The sequence below is a fragment of the Edaphobacter sp. 12200R-103 genome, from assembly GCF_010093025.1.
Classification (GTDB): domain Bacteria; phylum Acidobacteriota; class Terriglobia; order Terriglobales; family Acidobacteriaceae; genus Edaphobacter.
The window spans coordinates 3,856,390-3,881,342 of record NZ_CP048114.1 but is presented as its reverse complement, the minus strand read 5'-3'; the positions used below and the strand labels follow the sequence as shown (position 1 = coordinate 3,881,342).

12 protein-coding genes are annotated in these 24,953 nt (G+C 56.8%); 5 read left to right on the top strand and 7 right to left on the bottom strand.

Features of this window, described 5'->3' with window-relative positions; all coding sequences use genetic code 11:
* The first annotated feature begins 41 nt into the window (after window positions 1-41).
* The 3 genes from GWR55_RS16140 to GWR55_RS16130 all read left to right on the top strand — a co-directional run bounded on the left by GWR55_RS16140 (window position 42) and on the right by GWR55_RS16130 (window position 6,872).
* The gene (locus tag GWR55_RS16140) at window positions 42-1,016 is read left to right on the top strand and encodes a formylglycine-generating enzyme family protein (protein ID WP_162403179.1); all 975 of its coding nucleotides are present in this window, start codon (window positions 42-44) and stop codon (window positions 1,014-1,016) included.
* A 365-nt stretch (window positions 1,017-1,381) separates the two neighbouring features.
* Window positions 1,382-4,861, top strand: a complete 3,480-nt coding sequence (locus tag GWR55_RS16135) for a TonB-dependent receptor (protein ID WP_162403178.1) — start codon at window positions 1,382-1,384, stop codon at window positions 4,859-4,861.
* A gap of 499 nt (window positions 4,862-5,360) precedes the next feature.
* On the top strand, window positions 5,361-6,872 hold the full coding sequence (locus tag GWR55_RS16130; protein WP_162403177.1) for a glycosyl hydrolase family 39: 1,512 nt from the start codon (window positions 5,361-5,363) through the stop codon (window positions 6,870-6,872).
* Window positions 6,873-7,148: 276 nt separating this feature from the next.
* On the opposite strand, the gene GWR55_RS16125 is transcribed toward GWR55_RS16130, so the two are convergent.
* The 4 genes from GWR55_RS16125 to bglX are packed head-to-tail and all read right to left on the bottom strand — an operon-like array spanning window position 7,149 to window position 15,172.
* Window positions 7,149-10,127, bottom strand: coding sequence for a glycosyl hydrolase family 28-related protein (locus GWR55_RS16125; RefSeq protein WP_162403176.1), 2,979 nt, complete (start codon window positions 10,125-10,127; stop codon window positions 7,149-7,151).
* A gap of 26 nt (window positions 10,128-10,153) precedes the next feature.
* Entirely contained in the window at window positions 10,154-11,557 is a 1,404-nt protein-coding gene (locus tag GWR55_RS16120) for a glycoside hydrolase family 30 beta sandwich domain-containing protein (protein ID WP_162403175.1), read from the bottom strand.
* A 42-nt stretch (window positions 11,558-11,599) separates the two neighbouring features.
* On the bottom strand, window positions 11,600-12,820 hold the full coding sequence (locus GWR55_RS16115; RefSeq protein ID WP_162403174.1) for a glycoside hydrolase family 5 protein: 1,221 nt from the start codon (window positions 12,818-12,820) through the stop codon (window positions 11,600-11,602).
* A 30-nt stretch (window positions 12,821-12,850) separates the two neighbouring features.
* Window positions 12,851-15,172: a beta-glucosidase BglX gene (gene bglX, locus GWR55_RS16110; protein WP_162403173.1), complete on the bottom strand. Its 2,322-nt coding sequence runs from the start codon at window positions 15,170-15,172 to the stop codon at window positions 12,851-12,853.
* Window positions 15,173-15,457: 285 nt separating this feature from the next.
* Between bglX and GWR55_RS16105 the strand changes: the two genes are divergently transcribed.
* A complete protein-coding gene (locus tag GWR55_RS16105; protein WP_238398465.1) occupies window positions 15,458-16,528 on the top strand; it encodes a LacI family DNA-binding transcriptional regulator in 1,071 nt (356 codons plus the stop codon).
* On the opposite strand, the gene GWR55_RS16100 is transcribed toward GWR55_RS16105, so the two are convergent.
* The 3 genes from GWR55_RS16100 to GWR55_RS16090 form a co-directional block, all read right to left on the bottom strand.
* Window positions 16,525-18,258, bottom strand: coding sequence for a CRTAC1 family protein (locus GWR55_RS16100; protein WP_162403172.1), 1,734 nt, complete (start codon window positions 18,256-18,258; stop codon window positions 16,525-16,527). The genes GWR55_RS16105 and GWR55_RS16100 overlap by 4 nt on opposite strands.
* Entirely contained in the window at window positions 18,258-19,439 is a 1,182-nt protein-coding gene (locus GWR55_RS16095) for a tetratricopeptide repeat protein (RefSeq protein ID WP_162403171.1), read from the bottom strand. Before GWR55_RS16095 ends, GWR55_RS16100 begins: the two co-directional genes overlap by 1 nt.
* Before the next feature lie 76 nt (window positions 19,440-19,515).
* Window positions 19,516-22,896 (bottom strand): carboxypeptidase-like regulatory domain-containing protein, encoded by a 3,381-nt coding sequence (locus tag GWR55_RS16090; RefSeq protein ID WP_162403170.1) that lies wholly within the window; start codon window positions 22,894-22,896, stop codon window positions 19,516-19,518.
* Between the two features lie 372 nt (window positions 22,897-23,268).
* On the opposite strand from GWR55_RS16090, the gene GWR55_RS16085 reads away from it, so the two are divergent.
* Window positions 23,269-24,921, top strand: coding sequence for a glycosyl hydrolase family 39 (locus GWR55_RS16085; protein WP_162403169.1), 1,653 nt, complete (start codon window positions 23,269-23,271; stop codon window positions 24,919-24,921).
* Window positions 24,922-24,953 lie beyond the last annotated feature (32 nt).

Genomic DNA, 24,953 nt, shown 5'->3' with positions numbered 1-24,953 from the left:
TTCCCTCAACGCGCTAGACTTAGAGTTGTAGAGGGGAAGTGATGACCTGCTCCAACCTTCCGGGCAACAAGTCCGCAAAGCCGTGCTGCACTCCTGCCTCTGAGCGCACAGGCGAGCACATCGTCGCGCAGTCGTCCGTAGCCTCCCAGGTGCCCGCGGAGATTCTCGGACGTATGGTCCCTCTCGCCGGCGGCAGCTTCCTGATGGGAACCGACTACACGGATGCCTTTTCCGCCGACGGAGAGGGCCCGGTGCGTGAAGTTACCCTGGCGCCCTTCCTGATGGATCGCTATCCGGTCACCAACGATCTCTTCCAGCAGTTCATCGATGCCACCGGATACAGGACTGAAGCTGAGGTCTTCGGCTGGTCCTTCGTCTTCTGGGCACACATTCCGCCCTCGCGCTTCTCTACCCTCGTCGAAGATACCGTCGCCGCCGCGCCATGGTGGTGCAAGGTCCCCGGAGCTTGCTGGAAAGCCCCCGAGGGACCAGGCTCCAACTTCGATGGCCGAAGTAACTATCCCGTCGTTCACATCTCGTGGAACGATGCCCAGGCATACTGCAAGTGGAGCGGTCAGCGCCTGCCAACCGAAGCGGAATGGGAGTACGCTGCCCGTGGCGGTCTGGTTCAGAAGCTCTACCCCTGGGGAGACAAGCTGCGTCCCGACGGCGAACATCGATGCAACATATGGCAGGGTGAGTTTCCCCGTGAGGACACCGGAGACGACGGCTACCGCGGAACCTGCCCGGTCGATGCCTTCCCGCCCAACGGCTTCGACCTCTATTCGATGACCGGCAACACCTGGGAGTGGTGCGCTGACTGGTTCGACAACGAATACCATCGCACCGCGAGACGCGACAATCCCACCGGCCCCCCGGCGGGTGCCGCCAAGGTGATGAAGGGCGGCTCGTTCCTCTGCCACAAGTCGTACTGCAACCGCTACCGCGTCGCCGCGCGAAGCTCGAACACTCCGGACAGCTCAAGCTCAAATATCGGCTTCCGTTGCTGCCGGTAAGGCCACACGGTCTTCTGTTTCTCCTTGGCCTGATTAGAGTTACCTCAAAAAAAATTTGTTCTGCTGAATCGACCCGATGGCCGTTTTCTGCATCTGTTGTGGTTAAGCACCCAGGATGTACGCCGTATATGCACGCGTCGCTCATGGAGGCTCTTTCATTTGTGTCATTTGGCGGCTGTTCGTTTCCGCATCCTCCCTCGCTGAACGATCTCCCGGGTTAAGACCACAGAAGCATCGTCTGGCTCACGAAACAGCCGCGCGCCCGAGCGAGTCTGCATGTGTTCTGCACCTCCGCCGGTCACGATAAACAGAACAACCGGAGTATCGGTCACGCACGTAAGACCGCTCCCTTTTCAGGAGCAGTGATGAAAACCCATCTGGATCTTTCCCCTTCCACAAAAAATCTCTTCATCGTTCTTCTGTCCGTCGTCATCTTGTTATGCCTTCCGGCAAGGTTCGCTCACGCGCAATATCGCGCTGGCCTTCAAGGCACAGTGACCGACCCCACAGGAGCCGTCGTTCCCGATGCCGCAATCACCATCGTCGATAAGGAAACGAACCAGACACAGAAAGGCGCCACGGACGGCGCCGGAAACTACACCTTTAACCGACTCGCACCCGCCCCCTACACCATTACCGTTGAGGCACAAGGCTTCGCCACCAAGACCGTCGACAACGTCAACATCGCCGGCGAAACCATGCAGGGCCTCAACATCTCGCTTGAGGCTGCGGGCGGACAGCAATCCATCACTGTCACCGATACCGCACCGGCCATCAACACCGCCACCGGCACCATCTCCGGCACCATCTCTGCCCAGCAGCTGCAAACGCTGCCCTCCTCCAATCGCGATCCCTACCAGCTCCTACGCCTTACTCCTGGTGCACTTGGTGATGGATCTCAGCAGGGCGGTGGAGGAAGCTATTCCCTTCCTGGCAATGGAGGCATTGGCGGCAGCGGTGCCAGCGGTGCTGGAGCCAGCATCTTTGCAGTCGAAAATCGAGTCCAGACCCAGGCTAATGGTGTGCGTGTCTCTGGGAATTCCTTCCAGATCGACGGCAGCCAGGTCAACTCACTCGCATGGGGCGGAGCTGCTGTCATTACCCCCAACCAGGAATCCGTAAAAGAAATCCAGACGCAGACCAGTCCCTACGATGCAACGAATGGCCGCAACAGCGGTGCACAGGTTCTCATCGTCTCCAAAAACGGTACCAACGATTTCCATGGAAGTGCATTCTTCAAATTTCATCGTCCTGGCCTCAATGCCTACCAGCGATGGAACGGTCCTGGCTCCGAGGGCGACAAGAACCAGCTCAAGCGCGACAACAATCAATTCAATCAGCTCGGTGGCAGCGTTGGAGGTCCGATCTGGAAGAACCACGTCTTCTTCTTCTTCTCCTATGAAGAACTTCGTGCCAGCGGGAAAACTCAGGACACTCAGTGGTATGAGACTCCGGAATTTGACCAGCTCGTCGCTCAGGGAAAGCAGGGTGGTGTCTCCGCAGCAATTGCCGGTTACCCCGGCGAGAGCGTCAACTATGCCTCCGTCGCCCACTCCTCCAACTGTGCCTTTGCCAGTATCCCCGCCCCATACTGCCACGACGTTCCCTATAACGATGGAACGGCTCTCGATGTAGGATCACCTCTCCCCACCTCTCTTGGAAACTCCGACCCCTCTTTCGTCAGTAATAATGCTCCCGGTATCGGTGGCGGCTTTGATGGAGTTCCTGATCTGTTTTATGCAAACACCATCAATCCAACGCACAGTACATATCAGCAATTCAATGGCCGCCTGGACTGGCAGCTTAACCCTCGCGATCTGATTGCTTACACCATCTATTGGGTCCCTACCTCAACAACTTCTTTTAACGGGCCCAATCGCACCGCAAATCTATGGAATTCAGACCGTCTCGCATACTCACATGCAGCGCTCTGGAATCATATCTTCAACCCTACCCTGCTCAACGAATTCCGGCTGAATGCGGTGCGCTGGTACTTTAACGAAATCGCCTCCAACTCACAGGAGCCCTTTGGTCTTCCCCAGGCCAAACTGGATACCATCGGCGGTATCACCTCAAACAAATTTCAATATCTCGGTGCTCCCGGTCCGGGTAACTTCGCCCAGACGACCTATAACCTCCGCGACACCATGACGAAAACTTGGCGGTCGCATAATATTCGCTTCGGCTTCGATGGCTATCGCGAACTCGACAATGACAGCATGAGCGGTGCGGCCATTCCCGTCTACAACTTCCGCAATCTCTGGGAACTCGCTAACGATAAGCCTCGCCAGTTGAACGGAATCTTTAACCCCATCACCGGCGCGCCGACCACAGCCACCAAATACATCCGTTCTTACATCTATGCCGGTTTCATTCAGGACGACTGGCGTGTAAACGCAAACCTCACTCTGAATCTTGGAATGAGATGGGAATACTTCGCTCCCACTACAGAAAAGAATGGAAACATTAGCAATCCCGTTCTCGGCATGGGGGCGCAGACCCTTACCGGTCTCACGATGAAGGTCGGTGGCGATCTCTATAAGACCAGCCCAAATAACTGGGGACCGCAGGTCGGCTTTGCATACTCTATCAATCCTTCTTCCAATCATCTAGCCGTTGTTCGAGGTGGTTTTGGTATCGCATACAACAGAATGCAGCAAGCCGTCACACTGAACGGACGCTCGAATCCTCCGCTCGTCACGAACGTCAATGCTGTGTGTCTCGATACGACGCTGACCAACTGCCCTGGAGTCCAGTACTCCGCATCAGGCAGCCCGACAGATATCAATGGCTACCCATCGAATCCTGCTGCCATTGCAACCTTCGGCTCCAACGGACTGCCAATTGGAGGCGCACCTCTCCAGATCACCGGTATCCAGCAGGATCTGCCAACACCGATGACTTACAAGATGTCGCTGGGAGTAGAGTACGCAGTGGCCCCTCGTTGGGTTCTTAGCGCCGGCTATCAAGGAAGTATCTCGCGCCACTATACCCGGCAAAACAATCTTAACTGGATCTACTACCCAAATCTGAATCCATCCATCAGCTCGCTCAGCTATTACTCCAATGACGCGACCGCCAGTTCACATGCGTTTCTCGCTGAGATCCGACACGATATGTCGCATAATTTTTCGATCACCGGACAATATCGCTGGGGCAAGATTATGGATACAGCGTCCCAGGACTACTACATCGATCAGTATCCCTACGACAACCGCTTTGCCTATGGGCCGGCGGACTACGACATCACCCACAACGCCAAGCTCTTCGGCACTTACGCCCCGAAGTTCTTTCCCAATAATCGTCTGCTTGAGGGCATTTTTGGAGGTCTCCAAATCAGTGGGATCGTCCAGTATCACACAGGTTTTCCCTGGACTCCCGTCTACTCCAACACCGGATGCAACGTCGTCTACGTCGGCAGCAACTACTGCACACTTCGTCCCGGCACCCAGATTGCAAGAGGAACTGGCGACACCAGCAACGACACCTTCAAGAATGCAGGCCAGTTCCCAAACGGAGGGCTCGCCTACTACACCGTCCCCACCTACCCCGCGCTCGGAACCCCTCCGCCTCCCGGTGTCGGACGCAACAGTGTTCGCGGTCCAAACTACTTCGACACCGATATGGATGCCCAGAAAACCTTCGGCATTCCTCACAACACCATCTTCGGCGAGAACGCTGGTCTGACAGTTCGCGCCATGTTCTTTAATGTTTTCAATCAGACCAACATAACTCCGTTCAATACCGGAGATGACAATACGACGATCACTAGCACCAACTTCGGCCAAGCCAAAACGGCCCTTGCTTCACGAACCATTGAATTCCAGGCCCGGCTCAGCTTCTGATTATTGAAAGGGCACCGACAATGAATAGACTAACGCTTATCCTTTTTACGTTTATGTGGCTATTTATGAATAATCCAATCCGCGCTCAACAGATTCCTACAACAATCATTTTCAATAGCATTCCAGGAGGACCGTTTCCGGAGATTAGCACAACTGTTTACCAGACTGACAACCTTACGGGTGTTTCGGTTGGAAGTGTAACAGTAGAACTTTGTACTTACACTCTTGGAGGACAACCTCCATCATCTTGCTTCGGTTCTTGCAGCAGCATTCTAGGCAACGATGGTTCGGCGAGTTGTCATCTAAATCTCTCTATCAGTCCTGGGGAATACACTCTCTTCGCTATTTACGATGAAGGAGGCGGTTTCATTTACCAAAACTCCGAAGTTCGACAAAACGTTGCAGGAGATTTCGGTGGCGGAATTAGCCCTATATAGTCAGGTCTTTCTAAAAAAGGCGCCTTCATGGGCGCCTTTTCTTCAGAGAAAGTATTGGTCGAATGAACCTTACCCAGCTTTGTGCTTTAAAAGTTCTTCTATTGTTTCTCTGCCTTCCCCTCTTCGCCCAGCAAACCATCCAGATCAACGCCAACGCCCCCACCACGCCCTTTCCTCACTTCTGGGAAGAGATGTTCGGCTCCGGCCGCGCTGCTCTCGTCCTCCGCCAGAACTACCTCAACGATCTCAAGGCCGTGAAGCAGGTCACCGGCTTCCGTTACGTCCGCTTCCACGCCATCCTCCACGACGAACTCGGCGTCTACAACGAGGACGAGCGCGGCAACCCCGTCTACAACTTCGCCTACGTCGACCAGATCTACGACAACCTGCTCGCCAACGGCGTCCGCCCCGTCGTCGAGATCAGCTTCATGCCGAAGAAGCTCGCCTTCAACCCCGACGCCCTTCACCCCTTCTGGTACAAGCAGAACGTCTCTCCGCCCAAGTCCATGGAGAAGTGGGACGGCCTGATCACCGCCTTCGCCAAAAACCTCGTTAACCGCTACGGCATCGACGAGGTCTCGCAGTGGTACTTCGAGGTCTGGAACGAGCCCAACATCGACTTCTGGGGCGGCATTCCCCGCCAGCGAAGCTACTTCGAGCTCTACGACCACACCGCCCGCGACCTGAAGGCCGTCAGCCCGCGCCTGCGCGTTGGCGGCCCTGCAACCGCCGCCGCGCAATGGGTTCCGGCATTCCTCAAGCACACATCTGAAAACCAGATCCCCGTCGATTTCGTCTCCACCCACGGCTACGCTGACGACACTGTCGAAAACATGTTCCCCGATGATCCCGGCGTGCCCAAAGATCTCCCCATGGACCAGCAAGTTTGTCGCGCCGTCGAAAAAGTCCGCAACCAGATGAAGGCCGTCGGCAAACCCACCCTTCCGCTCTTCTGGACCGAGTGGAACGTCGCCGGCCACAACCAGTCCCGCGACACCACCTTCGTCGGGCCTGCTCTCGCCAACACCGTGCGTCAGTGCGACGGCATGGTCGACATGATGTCCTTCTGGACCTTCTCCGACGTCTTCGAAGAGGGCGGCCCCGGTCCGAGACCCTTCATCGGGCAGTTTGGCCTGCGTGCCGAGTTCGGCGTCAACAAACCCAGCTACTATGACTTTGCCCTGCTCCATCAACTCGGCGATCGCCGCATTGCCAATCCGGCGAAGGACATCATCGTCACCAGATCAGCAAACGGCCAACTGAAGATCGCCCTCTGGAACCTCGTCGATCCCGCCCCCGAATCCCTGCGCAATGGCAAAACCCGCAGCATAACGCTCACCCTGCAAGGCATCCCTGCAGACGCCACCGTATCCATCCAGCGCGTCGACAACGAACACGGAAACGTCCTCCCCGAGTACGCAAAGATCGGTAAGCCCGACTACCCCACTCCAAAACAGGTCGAGCAACTCAATCAAGCCACAGCGCTCCCAACTCCGGAGCAGACCCGCCTCAAAGACAATCAGCTAGCCGTAAGCTTGGAACCCAACGCCCTCGTCCTCATCATCATTCACTAACTTCATTTCACGGACGGTGGCTATAGAAAGTAACAGGGTGTCATCCTGAGCGGAGCGCAGTCGAAGAATCTGCGGTTTCGACCCACTCGCCAATACACACCTGCGCATCGCCACAAACCGGGTGCCCCATCTTCGCGACGATCTCATCGTCGCAAAGATGGGATTCATTCGAGCAAAGCTCGAACCGCCTCCCATGACCACAGCCTCAGACCTGGCGCTTGAAGGAACACAATCTCATCCCAAAAACTGAGCCTCTCACTTCCGCTGCTGAGGAGGCTACTCCTTGACCTGCACGCTATAAAGCGAAGTCCGAGCCAGGATGAATAACGTCTTCCCATCCTTGCCCCCAAACACGAGATCAATCGGGCGCTCCGGGACCTTGATCATATCGATCAGCTCACCTGCGGGGTTGTAGACATAAACCTGGCCTGCCGCGATGTAGACGTTCCCTTTTGCATCCTGTGTGACGCTCTCGCCGCCAGCTTCCGCAAACAGCTTAAGGTTCTTCAGCGTGCCATCCGGACCGACCTCGGCTGCGTACGTCTTCTGATAACTTTCGTCGCTGACGTAAAAGAGTTTGCCCGGCTCGGCTCTTCCCAGCCCAAAAGCACGCAGCACGTCAGCCATCTTGATGCCGTAGTAGAGCGCACCTTTAGCAAAATCCGCTCCCGCAGGAATAAAAGTCGAGCCATCCGGCGAGACATACTGGTACGGTTTTGCAGCTGAAATAGCCGTTACAAAATCGTTCTCATTCCTCCAGTAATTCAAAGGCAGTACAGACGTCGCGCCTTCTCGTGCTGTGGCCTTCTCGGGTTTCAGTAGCGTGACCTCCTGGTCCAGTGCATCGGGCCGGAAGCTGTACACCGTCCCGTCGCCGTCATAAGAGACCACCATCAGATCACCAGCCTTGTCGAAGGCAAGTTGCACCGGGTCGAGCGGGCTGTCCCGAACAATCTCTGCGCGGTTCTGTTCCGGCAGCCAGCGATAGATGCGCTGCCAGTGCGCGTCGACAAAATAAAGCTGTCCCGCAGGATCGACCGCGGCGCCGGAGATGTTGTAGAAGCCTCCCGTGAGCCGCTTCACCTCTGCACCCTGCGCCAGTACGGACGAAGACTTCGCCGCAGCCGCCTCGTGATCGGCCTTTGAAGTATCGATCGTCATCCAGGCGAACTCACGGTTGCGGACAAGCTCCGGCTCTCCGTCCTCGACTACCACGGAGTTGTCGAAGGAGACCTTGTTGTCACCATAGACGTGAATGTTGCGCAGGCGAATATTGTGCGAGTTCGCCACGTGGATCGCATTCAGGAAGGGTTGATAGCTGCTCACAACCCGATAGCTGTGATAGTTCGCAACCGTGATGTTGCTGGAGTTCTCAATCGACAACGGCAGGCAGAACGGCCCTTCTCCCCGCTCCTCTTCCGTCTGCAGCGCGTAGATCTTCCAGTTGGAGGCGTGATCGATCTTGACCTCGTTGCGAACATGGTGCTCGCTCGAAAGCTCATAGACACGACCTTCAGTCGTCGTGTTCGAAATCATCATGCCCGCCTGGGCAAATGTGCTTGGCGTCCAAATATTAGCGAAGGTTCCGCCGCCGCCGTCCGTCACCCACAGGCTCGGATACTGGCTATCCCAGCGGCGATGAATGTCCGTATCGGCTGTATGAGTGTTGTTATAGATAGGCGACATGTCGGGCACAAAGGTGCCGTGTCCTCCCAGAAAACGGACATCGTCCATCAAAGAATCCTTGCCCGCCATCCACTTCGCCGCTACGGCGCGGCTGTTGATTCCGTTGGTGTAAAGCCCGATGCCGGTCACGATGTTCGTTCCGCCCTTGGGAGTTTCCAGAAGCGGCTTGGGGGAACCGGGCCCCTGGAACGCCGGGGTTGAATCCGGAATATCAAACTGCGTCGTCGACGGATTCAACCCGATCAGCACCGTATCGGGGCGAAGCGTGATGGTGTCGGTGACGATGTAACGGCCTGACGGAATATAGATCGCACGATGCGACGCAATCGCTTGGCGGATCGCCGCAGTATCATCAGTCGTTCCGTCGCCCTTCGCGCCCAGCGTCTGCAGGTTGACCCAGCTCTCCTGCGGCGGAAGCTTCGCAATATCGGATGCCACAGGTGCGGGCATCGAACTGAGCGAGCTGGCATCGTAGTGAGTCTTCACCTCGCCCTGCGCAGAAGGAGAGACAAAAGTGAGGCCGTGTGTCATAGCGTTGACGCGGTACATCTCTCCCCGACCCGGCAGCGTATTCCCACTCTCGCGGAACATCGCGAGAGTGGGAACGTGGCGGCAGACGACGTCTTCTAGATTGATCTCGGTGCGCAGTCCACGATCGTTGCTGACGATCACGGCCGGACCGGTGAGATCTTCAAACTGCGAATCCTTCACCCAAAGCTCCTCCGCGTATGTCGGATCGATGGAGATAGCAGTCGGGGTCTTGCTGATATGCGCACGGATGAGCGTCAAACCTGCTTCATGCTCCTTGATGGCAGCCTTGCTCTGACCTTCGAAGGTCGAATCGAGCAGCGTAAACTGCCATCCCGGCGAGGGCTTGCGCGTCATGATGCCATATTGACCACCGTAGAAGTGAAGGTCCTCAGACTCGTTTCCGGCGTCGTGAATTCCGGCCAGACCCGACCCGATGTGGAAGTCGATGTGCGTGAGATAGCAGTGCTGCGCGGCGTGAAACCGCACGCCTACCGCTGCAGGATTCCCGTCCTCGATATCAAAGTCAATATTGCTGACTGCGGAGTAGAACGTTCCCGGATTCGCATCCGCGATAGAAGGATTCAACGGCACGACACCTGGGATCGGCGGCTGCGGTCTTCCCTGCCGGATCGGCGCTGCATTCGTGTGCGGACGGTTGCCCGTGAACATCAGCATGTAACCCATGCCGTCCTGATAGCCCGGCGTATTCTTCCCGAGCACAAGAGCGGGCCGATGCGCGCCCCATCCGATCAGCCGCACCCCCGGCCAGAGAAAGATCGTCTTCGAGATCCTGTAGCGGCCCTCCGGCAAAAAGACGATGCCCTGTCCGGTCGTCTCCTGTACCTTGTCGATGGCCTGCTGAATCGCGTCTGTATCATCGCCGATGCCATCTCCGTGCAGACCGTCCTGGTTGCGCGTGAGGGAGACAGCTTTCTTATCGTCCAACCGCAGTCGATAGAACGACTCCGAAGCCCACGAAACCGTGGACGCCATCACAACTGCAGCACTCGCAATGCTCAACCAGAATCTTCTGCTCATCCTCTCGGCCTCTCCCTCAAAGGTTCTTACCAGACATAGGTCCCCACCGATCCGGCAGGCAGGGACGTTTTGAAGATCTTTCCATGAAACTTCACACCAAACTCAGCCTGTGCAGTTGCGGTGTTTGCCACCAGAAGCACCGTTTTACCATCCGGAGTCTCGAACGCCACATTCGGAAGAGCATCTGAGGGCTGCGAGTTGATCCGCACCGAACCGTCTGGTACAAACTTCGATGCCTGCGCGATGGTGTAGTACGCCACAAGCCGAGTTACCTTGTTGCCGTCGATCGTCAGAGCGCCATAGCAGCCGGAGCAACCGCCGTTATTGGTGTGCGGGCCTGCCTGCGGGTCAGCCGCAAGGTTCCATAGCAGAACGTTCCTGCTCCAGTGCCGCGTCGCCCCAATCACGATCTGGGCAACAGGCTGTGCGATACGCATCTCGGCTGTGCCGGGACGCTCTGTTACCGACTGCTCTGTAAAGTAGAGATTCTTCTTCGGGAAAGCATTGTGAACCTGGTCAAACGCCTCAACCGTTCCGCCATAGAGATGGAATCCCGTGCCATCCACATACTTATTTGCCTTCTTATCTTTCAGGATGGCGAGAGGGTAGGCCGGGTGGTCGAGGTTGTGGTCGTAGAGAACGACCTTGGTCTTGATACCTGCCTTCTTGAAGGCCGGTCCCAGATGGCTTGCGATAAAGTCCGCCTGCTCCGATTCAAGCATCAGCATGCTGGGCGTGTTCTTCTCGTTCAGCGGCTCGTTCTGTATGGTCATGGCATCAATGTTGATGCCTTCGGCCTTCATGCCCTGGACGTACTTGACCCAGTAGAGCGCATAGGCATCAAAGTACTCCGGCTTCAGCACCCCACCGCGCGCCACGCCAGTCGTCTTCATCCAGAGCGGAGCAGACCATGGCGACGCGAGAATCTTGATCTTCGGATTGATGGTCAGAATCTGTTTGAGGACTGGAATGACGTCTGCACGGTCCGGATCGAGACTGAACTCCTCCATCTTCACATCGGTCTGCCCCGTGGGAAGATCATCGTAGGAGTAGACATGGTCGTTCATGTCAGACGAACCTACACTGACCCGCAGATAACTGACACCGATACCATTTCCTTCGGTCGAAAACAATTCCTTCAGCAAGGCCACGCGGGACTCCGCATCCATGTGGGCGATCAACTGGGCGCTGCCGCCTGTGAGCGCAAAGCCAAAACCATCGATCGTCTGGTACCTCTGCCTGTCATCGACATCGATCAACTGCCCCTGGGCGGCGCTTTCAGAAAACGAGAGACTGCCCGGCTGCTTCTGCAGCAGCGCGGAGCGGTCCGGCGTGGTCAGCCAGAGGGAGGCCTGCTGGGCGCTGAGGGATACCGGTGCAAAAGCCATAACCAGCGCAGCGCACCAGATCGAGAGATCTCTTCGTGTCATTCAAGTCCTCCAAGTTTTATCGACCGCTTCGAGCCGAAATTTTTATCTGTTGTCCGCAGAAACCTGTTTGAGGCCAAGGGCGGAGAGATACCCCTGGTTGATGTGGCAATGTTCTAACTTTATGTTCTGGAGCAGGCCGTCAAAGGCGCGATTGATCGTCTCCTGATCCGGGCGGACCTTCAGACGAGCTTCCACATTGGCCATGCCTCTGGGGAGCTTTGCAAAGGCTACGATCTTGTCCCATCCCTCGGGTGGCGTAACGGTGACAACCGCCGAGTTCTTTTCAAGCTTCTTGTACGGCCAGAACGCCCAGCCGATATCGTTCTTTTCAAGCAGCTGACGGAACTGCGAGATCCACTCATCGGTGTTTTCGCCGGATTCACCGAGCCACAGCGGAACGTTGTACCGGTTGCGAAAATCAACATAGCTCTGTACGGCGGACTGTTCTACCGGCATCCAATATTTATGCAGGCTGTAGGCTGTATTGCTGTCAAACGGCGCACCGAAGACCGAGAAATTGGTATCCCACTGCGCGCCTCCGAGGAAGAAGATGTGGTGCTTGTCGATCCCACGAATGGCAATTGCCAGCTTCTTATAGAGAGGTTCGAGTTTCGCATTCAACGGGCGTAACGATGGATAGTGCGGAATAGGCTCGTTGAGCAGGTCGTAGCCAAGCACTGTTGGGTTGTTCTGGTAATGGCGCGCGATCCGCTCCCATACAGTTACCAGATGAGCCTGCTCCATGGGGCTGTCGAATAACCAGGGATAGCCGTGGCTGTCATCAATATTGGTGCCGGTCTGCCCTCCGGGAGCTGCATGCATGTCGAGGATGACGTAAAGCCCTTCCTCGTGCGCCCAACTGACGACTCGATCCACGAGACGAAAGCCTTCAGCATCTTCTGTCTCAAAAAACTTGTAATGCATCGGAATTCGAATCGAGTTGAAGCCGGCCTGATGGAGCAGGTGAATGTCGGCGCGCGTTACATAGCTCTCGCGATACTCCTGCCAGAACTGTTGCGACTTTTCCGGTCCGAGAAGCTCCAGAACGAGGTCCTCGATCTCGCGGGCCGACTGTGGTCCTCCATCGAAAAGCCACATGTATCCCTCGGGAACCATCCAGTTGCCCAGACTCGTTCCTCGCAGCAGGAGAGGCTTTCCGCTGCCGTCGACGATCTGTTTTCCTTGAGTGTGTGCAAACTGCGCGCTCGCTGTCAGCGAAGCGAGCGAAAGCATGACGATAGCAAGAAGCTGGCGAACAAACATGGTTGCGATCCCTCGTAGCGAACGGTTCCACTAACGTTGCGGCGTAACTTCCAGGGTTGTGTGCTCAGTTGCGTTTGAGTCGGTTCCCACCCAGAGATCGAACACTCCAGGCTCAATCGACCGGCTGCGGGTCTGCGTGCTCCAAAATCCAAGATCATGCGTGTCGAGCTTAAGGGTAACCGTCTGGCGCTCGCTCGGCTTCAGGGTAATCCGGCGAAACCCCTTCAGCTCCCGGACCGGTCGCGAGGCAGAACCTGCACGCTGATGCGTATAAAGCTGCACCACCTCGTCGGCGATAACGCTTCCGGTGTTCCGTACATCGATCGAAACATCCACCGATTCTCCCGCCTGAACTGCCTTCGCGCTCGTCCTCAAATCCGACAGGGAGAAGGTCGTATAGCTGAGTCCATAACCGAAAGGATAGAGCGGGGCGCTGGAGCCGTCCCAGTAGCGGGTGTCAGGATCGTTGGGAATCTGCGTAAGATTTCGCGCATAGTAGATGGGCACCTGGCCCACACTGCGCGGCCAGGTGACAGGCAGCTTACCGCCCGGCACGGCATCGCCGAAGAGCAGGTCCGCAATAGCGTCCCCAGCTTCCGTTCCCGGATACCACACATCGAGAATCGCCGGCACGTGCTGAGAGGCCCAGGTGATGTTGAGCGGACGGCCGTTCACCAGGACCAGTACAAGCGGCTTGCCGGTCGCTACGGCGGCTTCCAGTAACTGCTCCTGCTTTCCAGGCAGCGTAAGCGTGGATCGTGAAGCACGCTCTCCACTCATCGTCTGGGCCTCGCCAAGGACCAGCACCGCGACATCCGCCTGCCTGACGAGATCGATAGCGTGGTTGAACTCTGCCTGCTTCTGCGCATCGGTCGTCAGAGTTGGCTTGGGGCTGGGAAACTGATCGTCGAAGATGGAAGGTTGACCGCGTTCGATCTCAACGCCTTTTGTCGCGAGCAGCTTTGTTCCAGTGGACGCAAGCGAACGCTTGAGTCCTTCCACGACTGTCACCGTGTCCTGCGGGTGAGCCCCCAGGCTCCAGGAGCCCATTACGTCGGGTTGCGATTCGATGAGCGGCCCGATCAGCGCAATCGTGCGCAGATCTTTCTTGAGCGGAAGAAGATGGTTCTCGTTCCGAAGCAGCACTGCTGTTTTCGCAGCGATAGCGCGGGAAACACTGCGCTGCTCCGGAGAGACAAGTTCCTTCTGCGAGCGCTCCAGGGAGACGTACGGGTTCTTGAACAACCCTAACTTGTATTTCGCGAGCAGAATCGATCGCACAGCATCGTCGATGGTACTTTCGGTGACCAGCTTCTTCTTCACAGCATCGGCCAGGTAGGTGCGAAAGGATGTCGAGGTCATCTCCATATCAACCCCCGCATTGACGGCGCGAACAGCCGCATCCTCAGGAGTTGCGGCGAAACCGTGCGTAACGAGGCTGGGAACAGAGTCCCAGTCGCTGACGACAAGGCCATGGAATCCCCAGTCTTTCCGCAAGACATCGTGCAGGAGCCATCGATTCCCTGTGGCCGGAACGCCGTTGAGGTCCATGTAGGCGCTCATAACGGAAGCCGCTCCCGCATGGACAGTCGCATGGAATGGCGGCAGATAGATATTCTGCATCTGCTCGTCAGAGATGTCGGAGGAGTCATAATCGCGACCGCCGACTGCCGCGCCGTAACCGGCAAAGTGCTTGACGCAGGCCATGATGCTGTCCGGGGCGCTGAGATCGTCTCCCTGAAAGCCGCGCACCTGAGCCTCGGCCATGCGGGAGCCGAGATAAGGATCTTCACCTGCCCCTTCCATCATTCGCCCCCACCGGGGATCGCGCGCAATATCGACCATGGGGGCAAAGGTCCAGCGGATTCCGACGGAGCTTGCCTCGCGCGCAGCCATCCTTTGGGCCTTCTCGACCGTGGCAGGATCCCACGAGGCCGCGAGAGCCAGCGGCACGGGATAGACGGTGCGATACCCATGCACCACGTCAAATCCGAAGAGGATGGGGATGTGAAGGCGGCTCTTCTCGACCGCAAGATGCTGCAGGCGATTGATCTCCTGGGGATCGCGAACAAAGAGCATGGAGCCAACCTCTCCGTGGAGGATCAGTTCATCTCGCTTGGGTCCCTCAGGAGAATTCAGAGCAATCTGCGACATCTGCCCGATCTTTTCCTGGAGAGTCATCCTGGCCAGCAGGGCATCGACGAAGTGGTCCGCATCGGTGGTTGAGCCCTGGCGAGTATGCGTAACTTTATCAGCAGCCGCTGTTACGTGGTCCGCAGCAAACAAAAGACAACACAAGACACCCGCGAATAAAAACCGGCGCGATTGGGAACCGAGAGAGAGCGAGGCCATCTTGAACAATACTCCAGGATTCGCGAGATTTCGTACCACAAGGCCAGCAGCGGTGACGGCCCCCGAAGGCGGCACGACAGCTATTTTGGAGAAGCACGGTCGGACAAGTTTAGACAAACGTTTGTCTATTTGTCTATTATCTGGAACCAAAATCCGCGCCTCTTCGTATTTCAGAAAGACAGGCTTCCGCAGACTGATGCCGGATCTGTCGGTGTCGCCAATTGATCTTTCGAACTTCGCTGCTATTGTTAAGCCATTGCCGTTGTTAACGTAGTACGTTTCGCCATGCAAAAGCCGCCACCGAACGCTAATGGGCCTCGCCACGCAAATCTGAAGATGCTGGCCGAATATCTTGGCCTGAGCCCGTCAACGGTATCCTTCGTCCTGAATAACACTCCCGGCCGTTCCATTCCCGAATCGACACGGGCGCGAGTGAAGGCGGCGGCGGAGAAGTTCAACTACAGGCCCAGCATGATCGCTCGGACCCTGCAGGGCAAGCGTATGCAGACGATCGGCATCCTGCTTCCCGAGCTGGGCGAAGGCTATCACTCACAGGTGCTGTCCGGCGTTGGCGATCTTTTGATGGGGAAGGATTATTTTTACTTCACCGTGCACCATCGCCACCGTAAGGAATTGGTCAATGCCTATCCCAGTCTGCTTCGCGCCAGGGGAGTGGATGGCATCGTCGCCATCGACACGCATCTCGATGAGCCGCCGCCGCTGCCTACGGTGACGGTTGCGGGGCACAACGTGCTTCCCGGGGTCTCAAACGTCTTCCTCGACGAGGATCATGCGGCGCGGCTTTCTTTGGCTCATCTGCGCGAGCTTGGCCACAGAAAGATCGCCTTTATGCATGGGCAGCCCTTCAGCTCAGATGCGGATACAAGATGGTTCGCCAGCCTTAACGCCGCACGCGAGCTAGGGATGGAGCTGCATGAAGAGCTGATGATCTATCTATCCAAGGACTCTCATTCGCCAGAGATCAGCTATCCCGGGATCCGCAAACTGATCAAGAGCGGGCGGCCCTTCACTGCAGTGCTCTGCTTCAATGACGTCGCGGCGATGGGGACCATCCGGGCGCTGCATGAGTCGGGCCTGCGGGTACCTGACGACGTCTCCGTCCTCGGTTTCGATGATATTCAGTCAGCTGCGTACCAGGTACCCAGCCTGACGACCATCCGGCAGCCCTTGCAGAAGATGGGCGCCACGGCGGCACAGCTGCTACTAAAGAAGCTGAGCGGCGAAGCGATTCCGGATTCCGTCCAGGTGGAGCCTGAGCTGATCGTGCGGGAGTCGACAGCTCCAGCGCGGGAGTCAGCAAAGAAGAAGGTCGCCCGCCACACCGTGATTCCTTAATGATTCGCTTCCTCGGTGAGTTTTTGCCCTTCCCGAATCTGATAGAAACGGTCACCCGCTACATTCTGAAAGACCTGTGAGCTTCCGTCAGGCCATCGGATCTCCAGCTTATCGACGCGGCTGGCAGATCCGAGTCCAAAGTGGAGCCGCGTGTCGCTCTGGGAAAGATAGCTGCCTCCGCTACGAACTTCATCCATCTGTCGCATGCCGCCAGCCGTAACAAAAACACGCGCGTTCAATGCCATCCGGTTTGATGGGGTGCCTTCGAGGGCGATGCTGATCCAGTGATTGGATGGATTCGGTCTGGCTTCCAGGATCAGGGGTCCCCCCGTTAAGTTTTCAATAACCAGGTCGAGCCTGCCGCGATTAAAGAGATCCCCAACCGCCATTCCCCGGCTTACCTGCGGGGTCGTAACCACTGCCCCTATCCGCGCACTCACATCTTTAAAGGTGCCATTGCGCTGGTTCTCGAAGACCAGCTTGGGCTCGCGGTAGGCAGTCCCCACGGCTGCATTGTCGACCTGCGGATAGACATGACCGTTCACCAGGACAAGATCGAGCCATCCGGAATTGTCCAGATCGACAAAGGCGTCTCCCCATCCGACGAAGCGTTCCGTCGGGCGCGCAATACCGGCTGCATGCGACACTTCGCTAAAGCTCAGGTTGCCATCGTTGCGGTACAGAACAGCATATTCGTCGCTGAAATGCGTAATCGCAGCGCTCATGCGACCGGTGTGCATGTAGTCACCGAGAGCAAGCCCCATGTTGGCCTGCTCGATTCCGTCGTCGCTAACGGCAACGCCGGCATCGTATCCGACCTCGCGAAAGTGGCCGCCTCCTTCATTGTGGTACAGGTAGTTTGGCTCTCCATCGTTGCCCACAAACAGATCGATCTTCCCGTCGTTATCGAAGTCGGACCATACAGCTCCAAGTCCGAAGAATCGTTTGGCATCGTCGACACCGGCTGACCTTGCCACCTCGGTAAAAGTACCGTCGCCGTTATTGTGGTAGAGCGTATCTGGATAGCCCTTGAGTCCGCGAGGACCGCATTGAACCGGAACCTCGTGGTACTGGCAGGTCTTACGGGATCCGAAGGTGGGAAGATCTTTCAGGTCAAAGTCGACATAGTGCGGCACAAACAGATCCACCTTGCCATCGCCGTCGTAGTCTCCGAACGTGACGCCGGTCGCCCAGCCAGTGTCCTTATCCAGGCCCGTCTGCTTTGTGACATCGGTAAACGTGCCGTCGCCGTTATTACGGTAGAGGATGACACCTCCAAAGCAACTCACCACCAGATCGGGATGCCCATCATTGTTGTAGTCGCCGGTCGCTGCTCCCATAGCCCAGCAGGGGTACTCTACGCCCGCCTTGGCCGAGACGTCGGAAAAAGTTCCATCGTGGTTGTTCCTGTAGAGAGCGCTCCTGGCCTTCTTTCCTTCGAGAGCCATCGCGACACTCGGGCCATTCGTAAAGTAGATATCGAGCCACCCGTCGCCGTCGTAGTCCAGCAGCGCAACGCCTCCACCCATCGATTCGACGATGTATCTCTGCTCGGGGCTGGCCAGGTGCTCGAAATGGATCTGCGTGGATGCAGTGATATCGACCAGTTCAGGAGCTCTCCCCGGAGGGCCCGCAGCCCCAGCAGGACTCGTTTGCGTTGCCGCAAATCGACAGCAAAACAGGCCAACAGCAATGCAGAACCAGAACTGCCCGTCGTACCGGATACCCATCAGCGCCCCTCGTTGTCCGGCGAGGCATCTGTGTCTTCGAGCCGCAGGTTCTTGTAGATCTTTCTTAGCTTCTCCTTCATCTCCTTGTACTTCTGGTACTGCTCCAGCTGGCGTTTGGCATCTTCAGGCCGTTTCAGCCTGCGATAAACGACGCTGAGCCTGTAGTGAGCCTGCACATTCGATACGTCTGCGTTCACGACGCGCTCCAGCAATGGAGCGGCGGCCTGAAGATCGTTTTTCTCGGTATAGACCCGCGCCAGTCCGATCAGCGCATCTGCATCGCCAGGCGCCAGCGCCAGAGCCTTCTTGTAGGAAACAGCAGCGCCATCGAGGTCACCCTTGTCGAAGGCCACATCTCCCAGGCGCGTAATGGCTTTTTCGTCGGATGGATTGGCGGCAACCGCCATCTTGTACTGCTCTTCGGCCTCGGCGCGCAGGGTTAGATCGTCGGAGGAATGAAGGGCCTCTCCCAACTCGTAATGGATTCCCGGCAGATCGGGATTTGCCGCGATCGCCTTACGAAAATCGGTGATGGCGCCATTCATGTCACGTTGCTGCACCAGTTCGTGCGCGATGGCCTGGTACATCTGGCCGGAGTCCGGAGCCGCCAGCGAAAGGCCCAGCAGCGCCTCACCGGCGAGGTCGGTATAGATTCGGTAGGCTGCGTACAGGACGCGAGGATCGGCAGGACTCTTCTGACGCAGCAGCTCCACAACGGAAGCGGCGCGCGGAAGATCGTGGCTGGCCGTGTCCATCTCAATCAGCTCAAGGCCAACTTCCGTGCGGATGCTGGGGTCGTCAAGCTGGCCAACGACCGCCTCCAGATCCTTCCTGGCATCGTCCATCTTTCCGAGACGCCGCTCACACATGCCCAGAAGCGCACGAATCTTCGTCAGGTCGGGCTTCTGTTCGACGGCACTCCGAAGATGCGGTTCGGCGCCCTCATAATCCTTCTTGAAGTAAAGCAAAACCCCAAGATTGGCCTGCGCATCCAGATTCTTCGGATCAGTCGCGAGAACTGCAGCGAACTCTTTCGCCGCCAGGTCTGTTTTTTTCTGATTCAAATATTGATGTGCCCGTTGCTGATGGGCGCTGGCCTCGCCGGCAGAAGCAGCCTGCTGGGCCATGCCGCAATTTGCAACAGAGAGACAGAAGAACAGAAAGACAGCCCGGACCTTCATCTCACGACCATACGCCCGCCGAGCGGCAGTGGAGGGAAAAAAGTGGGATGGCGATTACTCGCCATCCCAATCATCGTTAGAACGTGATGCGGCCGCTCAACTGCATCGTACGACCGCCGACCGTAGTCGATCGGATGGTCGAAGTTCCGGTGTTGACGGCTCCTGAAGTGAGCGTAAGGGCACCGTTGGGCAACCCGAAGCTCGGATGATTGAAGATGTTGCTGGCATCCGCCCGTACCTGGAACTTCACGTTCTCCCAGATAGAGAACGACTTGCCAAGCGAGAAGTTCACGTTGCTCAGTCCGGGCCCATTCAGCGAATTCCTGCCATTCGTGCCCAGGGTTCCTGGAGTCGGCTGCGCATAAGCCGCCTCGTTGAACCACTGGTTCGTTCCATGGAAAGCCCCACGATTCGACAACGTGGGTGTTCCAACCAGGTTGGGATACCACCTGCCATTGGAGGTAAGCGTGTACGACGATGCATTTTGGTCCATGTACACCGTGAAGGGCTGGCCGCTCAGAAGTGTGAGTGTGCCCGAAGCCTGCCATCCACCAATCACCTCATCCAGGAACATGTTGTTGTTCAGGAACTGGCGTCCTCTCCCGAAAGGAAGCTGATACACCACGTTGCCTTTAAAGGCGTTTCTCACGTCAAAGTTCGAGTTTGCATAGTTCGCCCTGGGGTTGTAGGCGTCCTGATAGTTCTGGGCGCCCGCCCGGCTTCCCCATCCAGACGAATCCATGTCGCTCATAAAGTGTGACCAGACATAGCTGAAGTTGAAGCTCAAACCATGCGACATGCGCTTCTGAATGATCGCCTGGAGCGAGTTGTAGTTTGATAGCGCATTGTTGGTGCTGCCCTGAATCCCGCGATACTGCGGGTACGGTCGAGCACCCGTGTCATTTGGCGTCAGGTTCTCTTTATGAACCTGGTTGATATCCACAGGAAACGGCAGATCGTGACCGTGGCTGGCGACATAGGCCAGTTCCATCACCAAATCCGATCCCACCTGTTTCTGCAGACTCAGGTTCCACTGATAGGAACCACCCACAGGAGAGTGATACTGGTTGTAGGACACCTGCTGTCCGTTGAATCCCTCCGGGGCAGTCGTCGCATTCAGGTACGGCAGATTTGCGCCGGACGATCCCAGCACAACGACCGGATTTACATTGGGCGCCTGGTCTTCAAGGTTGCCCTGCGTGCCAAACGCTCCTCCCATACCACCGCCGTAGGTATCCAGACTCCAGTTGTAGGCATACAGACCGAACCCGCCGCGAAGCGTCGTGTCAGGATGCATCAGCCACGCAAAACCTACACGGGGAAGAAACGTGTTGTAGACAGGAGCCTGCAACGTCGTACGCCCATTCGCCTTTGTCGAGCCATACCACATGGCTCCCATGGTGCCGGTCGCCGGATTCTGAACCTTCGGATCGAAGGCCCGCATATTACCCTTCACTTCACCCCAGCCCGACTGAATCTGATAACGAAGACCGAGGTTGAGGGTGAGGTTTGGCGTGACTTTGTAATCGTCCTGGACAAACACCTGGGGTAACCGCATACGCCCGCCATACTCCGGCGTCACCTGCGCACTCCACTTCTCTGTCTGACCTAGAAGGAAGTCGGCGTACGACAACCCGGTACCATTCGTTACATTCGTCGAAGCTGTGTATTGGCCGGTGTAGGTCATGATGCCCGGATTGATATTTCCCCAGGCAGTGGAATTGTCGCGGAAGAACAGGAATTCACCACCAAAGTGGAGAATGTGCTTGCCGCGGATAAGGGTGACAACATCCGAGGGGTCGTAGACGTGCTCTTTGTAGACTGCATTGATTGCAGGCTGAATCGTATAGAACTGGTTGATGTTGTACTGCGGTAAAACGTCAGCTTTCGCAAACTGCCATCCCAGCTTTGCCGGATAACCTTCGCCCAGCGAGGCGGGAACAAAGTAGTTCATCTGGTTGGTATAACCAACCCGTAGCTCATTGATGACATTCGGTGAAATCGTCCACACATCGGTAATCTGGGCGTTGTGTCTGCTGACGTCCTGCGACTGGCAGTTGATAGGACAGAAGCCCTCGCCATTGGAAAAGGCCGGATTATCGCTTGCTGTCTCCGTCATGGTCAGACGGTTATTGCTCGTGATGTCGAAGTCCGCCCGGCCAAAGAACTTCTGGAACGGCTGCGAGTTGGGAACGTTATAGAAAAAATTATTCTGCGGAAGACCATTGCTGGCGATGGTCGGAGGAGTATTGGGCCTGGGGAAGAGCGCCCCGGAAGCCTTGGCCACCGGGTCCAGCCGGCTCGCGGGAATCCTGTTTCCATTGCCATACTCCTGCGCGAAAGAGAGACGGTCGTAACAGGGGCACTTCTGAGTCTGGCCGGCAACTCCGGGCAGCGGCCGAGTCCCGGTTGCCTGAGTCAGAACCGTAGTGGCCGGGTCATAGATGGTAGGCAGACCAGTAAAGTCGCCATTCAGCATCGCATCCGTAGGAACGGTTCTGTACCCCTGCGCTGCAGCGCCATGATTGATGATCTTGTCGTAATCGAAGAAGAAGAAGAGTCTCTTTTTGAAGATCGGTCCGCCTACCGAGAAACCAAAATTGTTGTAACGAACCTTGGCAATCGCCTGCTGCCTGGTCTTGTGGGCGAATGCATAGCTGGCAGCGTTCAGGGCATCGTTCTGAAAGTACTCATAGGCCGATCCATGGAAGCTGTTCGTTCCGCCCTTGCTGATCTGGTTGAACATGATGCCGCCAACCCCATACTGGGCAGAAAATGCCGAAGCACTGACCTTTACTTCCTGGATGGTCTCGAAGATCATCACATCGGCGTTAGCGCTGGAAGGCAGCGTAATGGCAGCGCCGTCCGCAAGAACCGTGCTAAACGGGAGATTTCCGTTGACCGCCACTTCCTGTCCCGGGCTCTTAGCTCCCTGAGATCCGCCGGGCGCACCCGTTGCGCCTGGCACCAGAATGGTAAAGTTCTCCCAGTTCGGCGTTCCTGTTTGAGGAAGCTCCGCCATAGTCTTGGCTTCCAGCGTCGTGGTCTGCTCGGCGTTCTCGGTAGAGAGCAGGGGCAAATCGGTATTCACGACGACCTGTTCCGTTACGGCACCCACACTGAGCTGCGCATTGACGGTGACATTACCTACCTGAATGGTGATTCCGGACCGGACAAACTTCTGAAATCCATCTTTGCTGAAGGTCAGCTCGTAGGTGCCCGGAACAATAGAGGAGGTATCGTACAGACCGTCCTGGTTGGTGTTGAAATTTTTCGACACTCCCGTGTTCTTGTTGAGAACCGTGACAGTAACATCGGGGATCGCGGCGCCGCTGGGGTCCGTCACAATGCCTCGAATATCGCCGGCGTTCATACTCTGGGCATGCGCAGTATCCTGCGTTCCTGCCAGACATAGCACCGCCCAGACCGTCAGGAGCCATATGGAATAGCGTTTCATGATGTTGCCTCCGTAAAAATTGCCTCAATCCGGCTGCCGTTCCCGCACCTCTGATGGGAGCTGTATTTCAAAATAGACAAACGTTTGTCTAAACCGGACATAAAATTGCGCTTGCAATTAAGCAGGACGCGAAGAGGCTTCGTCAAGCATGAATTTAAAAAAATCTGCAAGACGCCTCCCAGGAAGAAATTTCCATACAGAAATGTCCTGATATGTCTCCTCGAAAGCGAATGCGGGGCGGCCAGATTCGCGGCTCTCGGCAATGGGTGTCCTCTGGATACGGACAACAGCCCTTTTGTGGAATACAGGAGACGGTTTAGCTGAATCCGCATCTTAAGTTGAAGAAATAGAACGTGGAGATGAATTCGGACGATGCCTGCCTGCCAAAAGAAGCGCTTCTATGATCGACTTGCCATACGGTTGAGCCTGTTTACCCTGGGAGCGTTTGCATTGACAAGCTTGCCTGCCATCGGTGCGCAGATCACAGATCCCGGAACGACAGCTATCCGGATCGATGCCCATGCCAAAACGACTCCCTTTCCACACTTCTGGGAACAGATGTTTGGATCAGGACGAGCGATCCTGTCGCTGCGCGACGGATATCGCCGCGATCTCCAGACCGTTAAGCGCGTTACGGAGCTTCGCAGCGTGCGGTTTCATGGCATCTTCGACGATGAAGTGGGACTCTACGACCCGGACCGTAAGCCCGTCCAGTTTGCCCAGATGCGCGGCGCGCAAGACCAGGCTTCGAACGACAACGCCGGAATCTATAACTTCTCCTATATCGATCAGATCTACGATGGTCTGCTCGAGCAGGGGGTGCGTCCGTTCGTCGAACTCAGCTTCATGCCCCGCAAACTTTCCTCGCAGCCGGAGGCGTCACACCCGTTCTGGTATCGTCCCAACGTTAACCCTCCGCGTGATTACACCCAGTGGGACGCGATGATCACCGCGTTTGTCCATCACCTGGTCGACCGTTACGGCCTCGATGAGGTCTCTCACTGGGACTTCGAGGTGTGGAACGAGCCGAACATCGATTTCTGGAAGGGCACTCCGGCACAGGAGAGCTACTTTGAGCTTTACGATCACACGGCACTCGCGATCAAGAAGGTCAACTCGCGGCTGCGAGTCGGCGGCCCTTCCACAGCACAGGCAGCGTGGACCAGCGACTTCCTTCGCCACTGCAAGGAGAAGAACATCCCGGTCGACTTCGTTACCAGCCACGTCTACGCCAACGACACAGCGAAGGATGTCTTCCACACCGATGAGGCGATTCCACGCGACCGCATGGTATGCAGAGCGGTCCGCAAGGTGCATGACGAGATCGCAGCTTCGCCGTTTCCTTCGCTGCCGCTTATCTTCAGCGAATACAACGCCAGCTATGCCAACGAGCCAAACGTCACCGACACCACCTACATGGGGCCATGGCTCGCCACGACCATCAGCCAGTGCGATGGTCTGACCGAAGCCATGAGCTACTGGACCTTCTCCGATGTCTTCGAAGAGCAGGGTGTCGTCCGAACGCCCTTCTACGGAGGATTCGGCATTCTGGCGGAGCACGGTATTCCCAAACCCGCCTTCAACGCCTTTGCCATGTTGCACCAGCTGGGGGATCAGCGCATTCCGCTCCAGTCCGATTCTGCCCTGGCGACGCGGCGCAGTGACGGCTCTATCGCAGTGGCGCTCTGGAACTACGCTGCTCCCGACGGAACGGGAGCAGCGTACACCGCGCCGCCCGTTACCCGTGGTCCAGACCGTGCATTTACACTGCAGATAGCCGGAGTATCGTCGTCCGCTATGGCTACCGTTCTGCGACTCGACGAGAATCACGGCAATGTGATCAAGAAGTATGACGAGATGGGCCGGCCTGCATTTCCCTCGCGAGAACAGATCGTTCAATTACGCGAGGCGGGTCGGCCGGCTGCTCCAGAGACCACGAAGCTCCAGGACGGGCGTTTGCAGCTCCAGGTTCCCCCTCAGGGGTTGGTCGTAATCATCATCAACAACGGAAAGGCGACGCGCTAATCTCAGGGTGCTCGGCGGGCTCACAATTCATC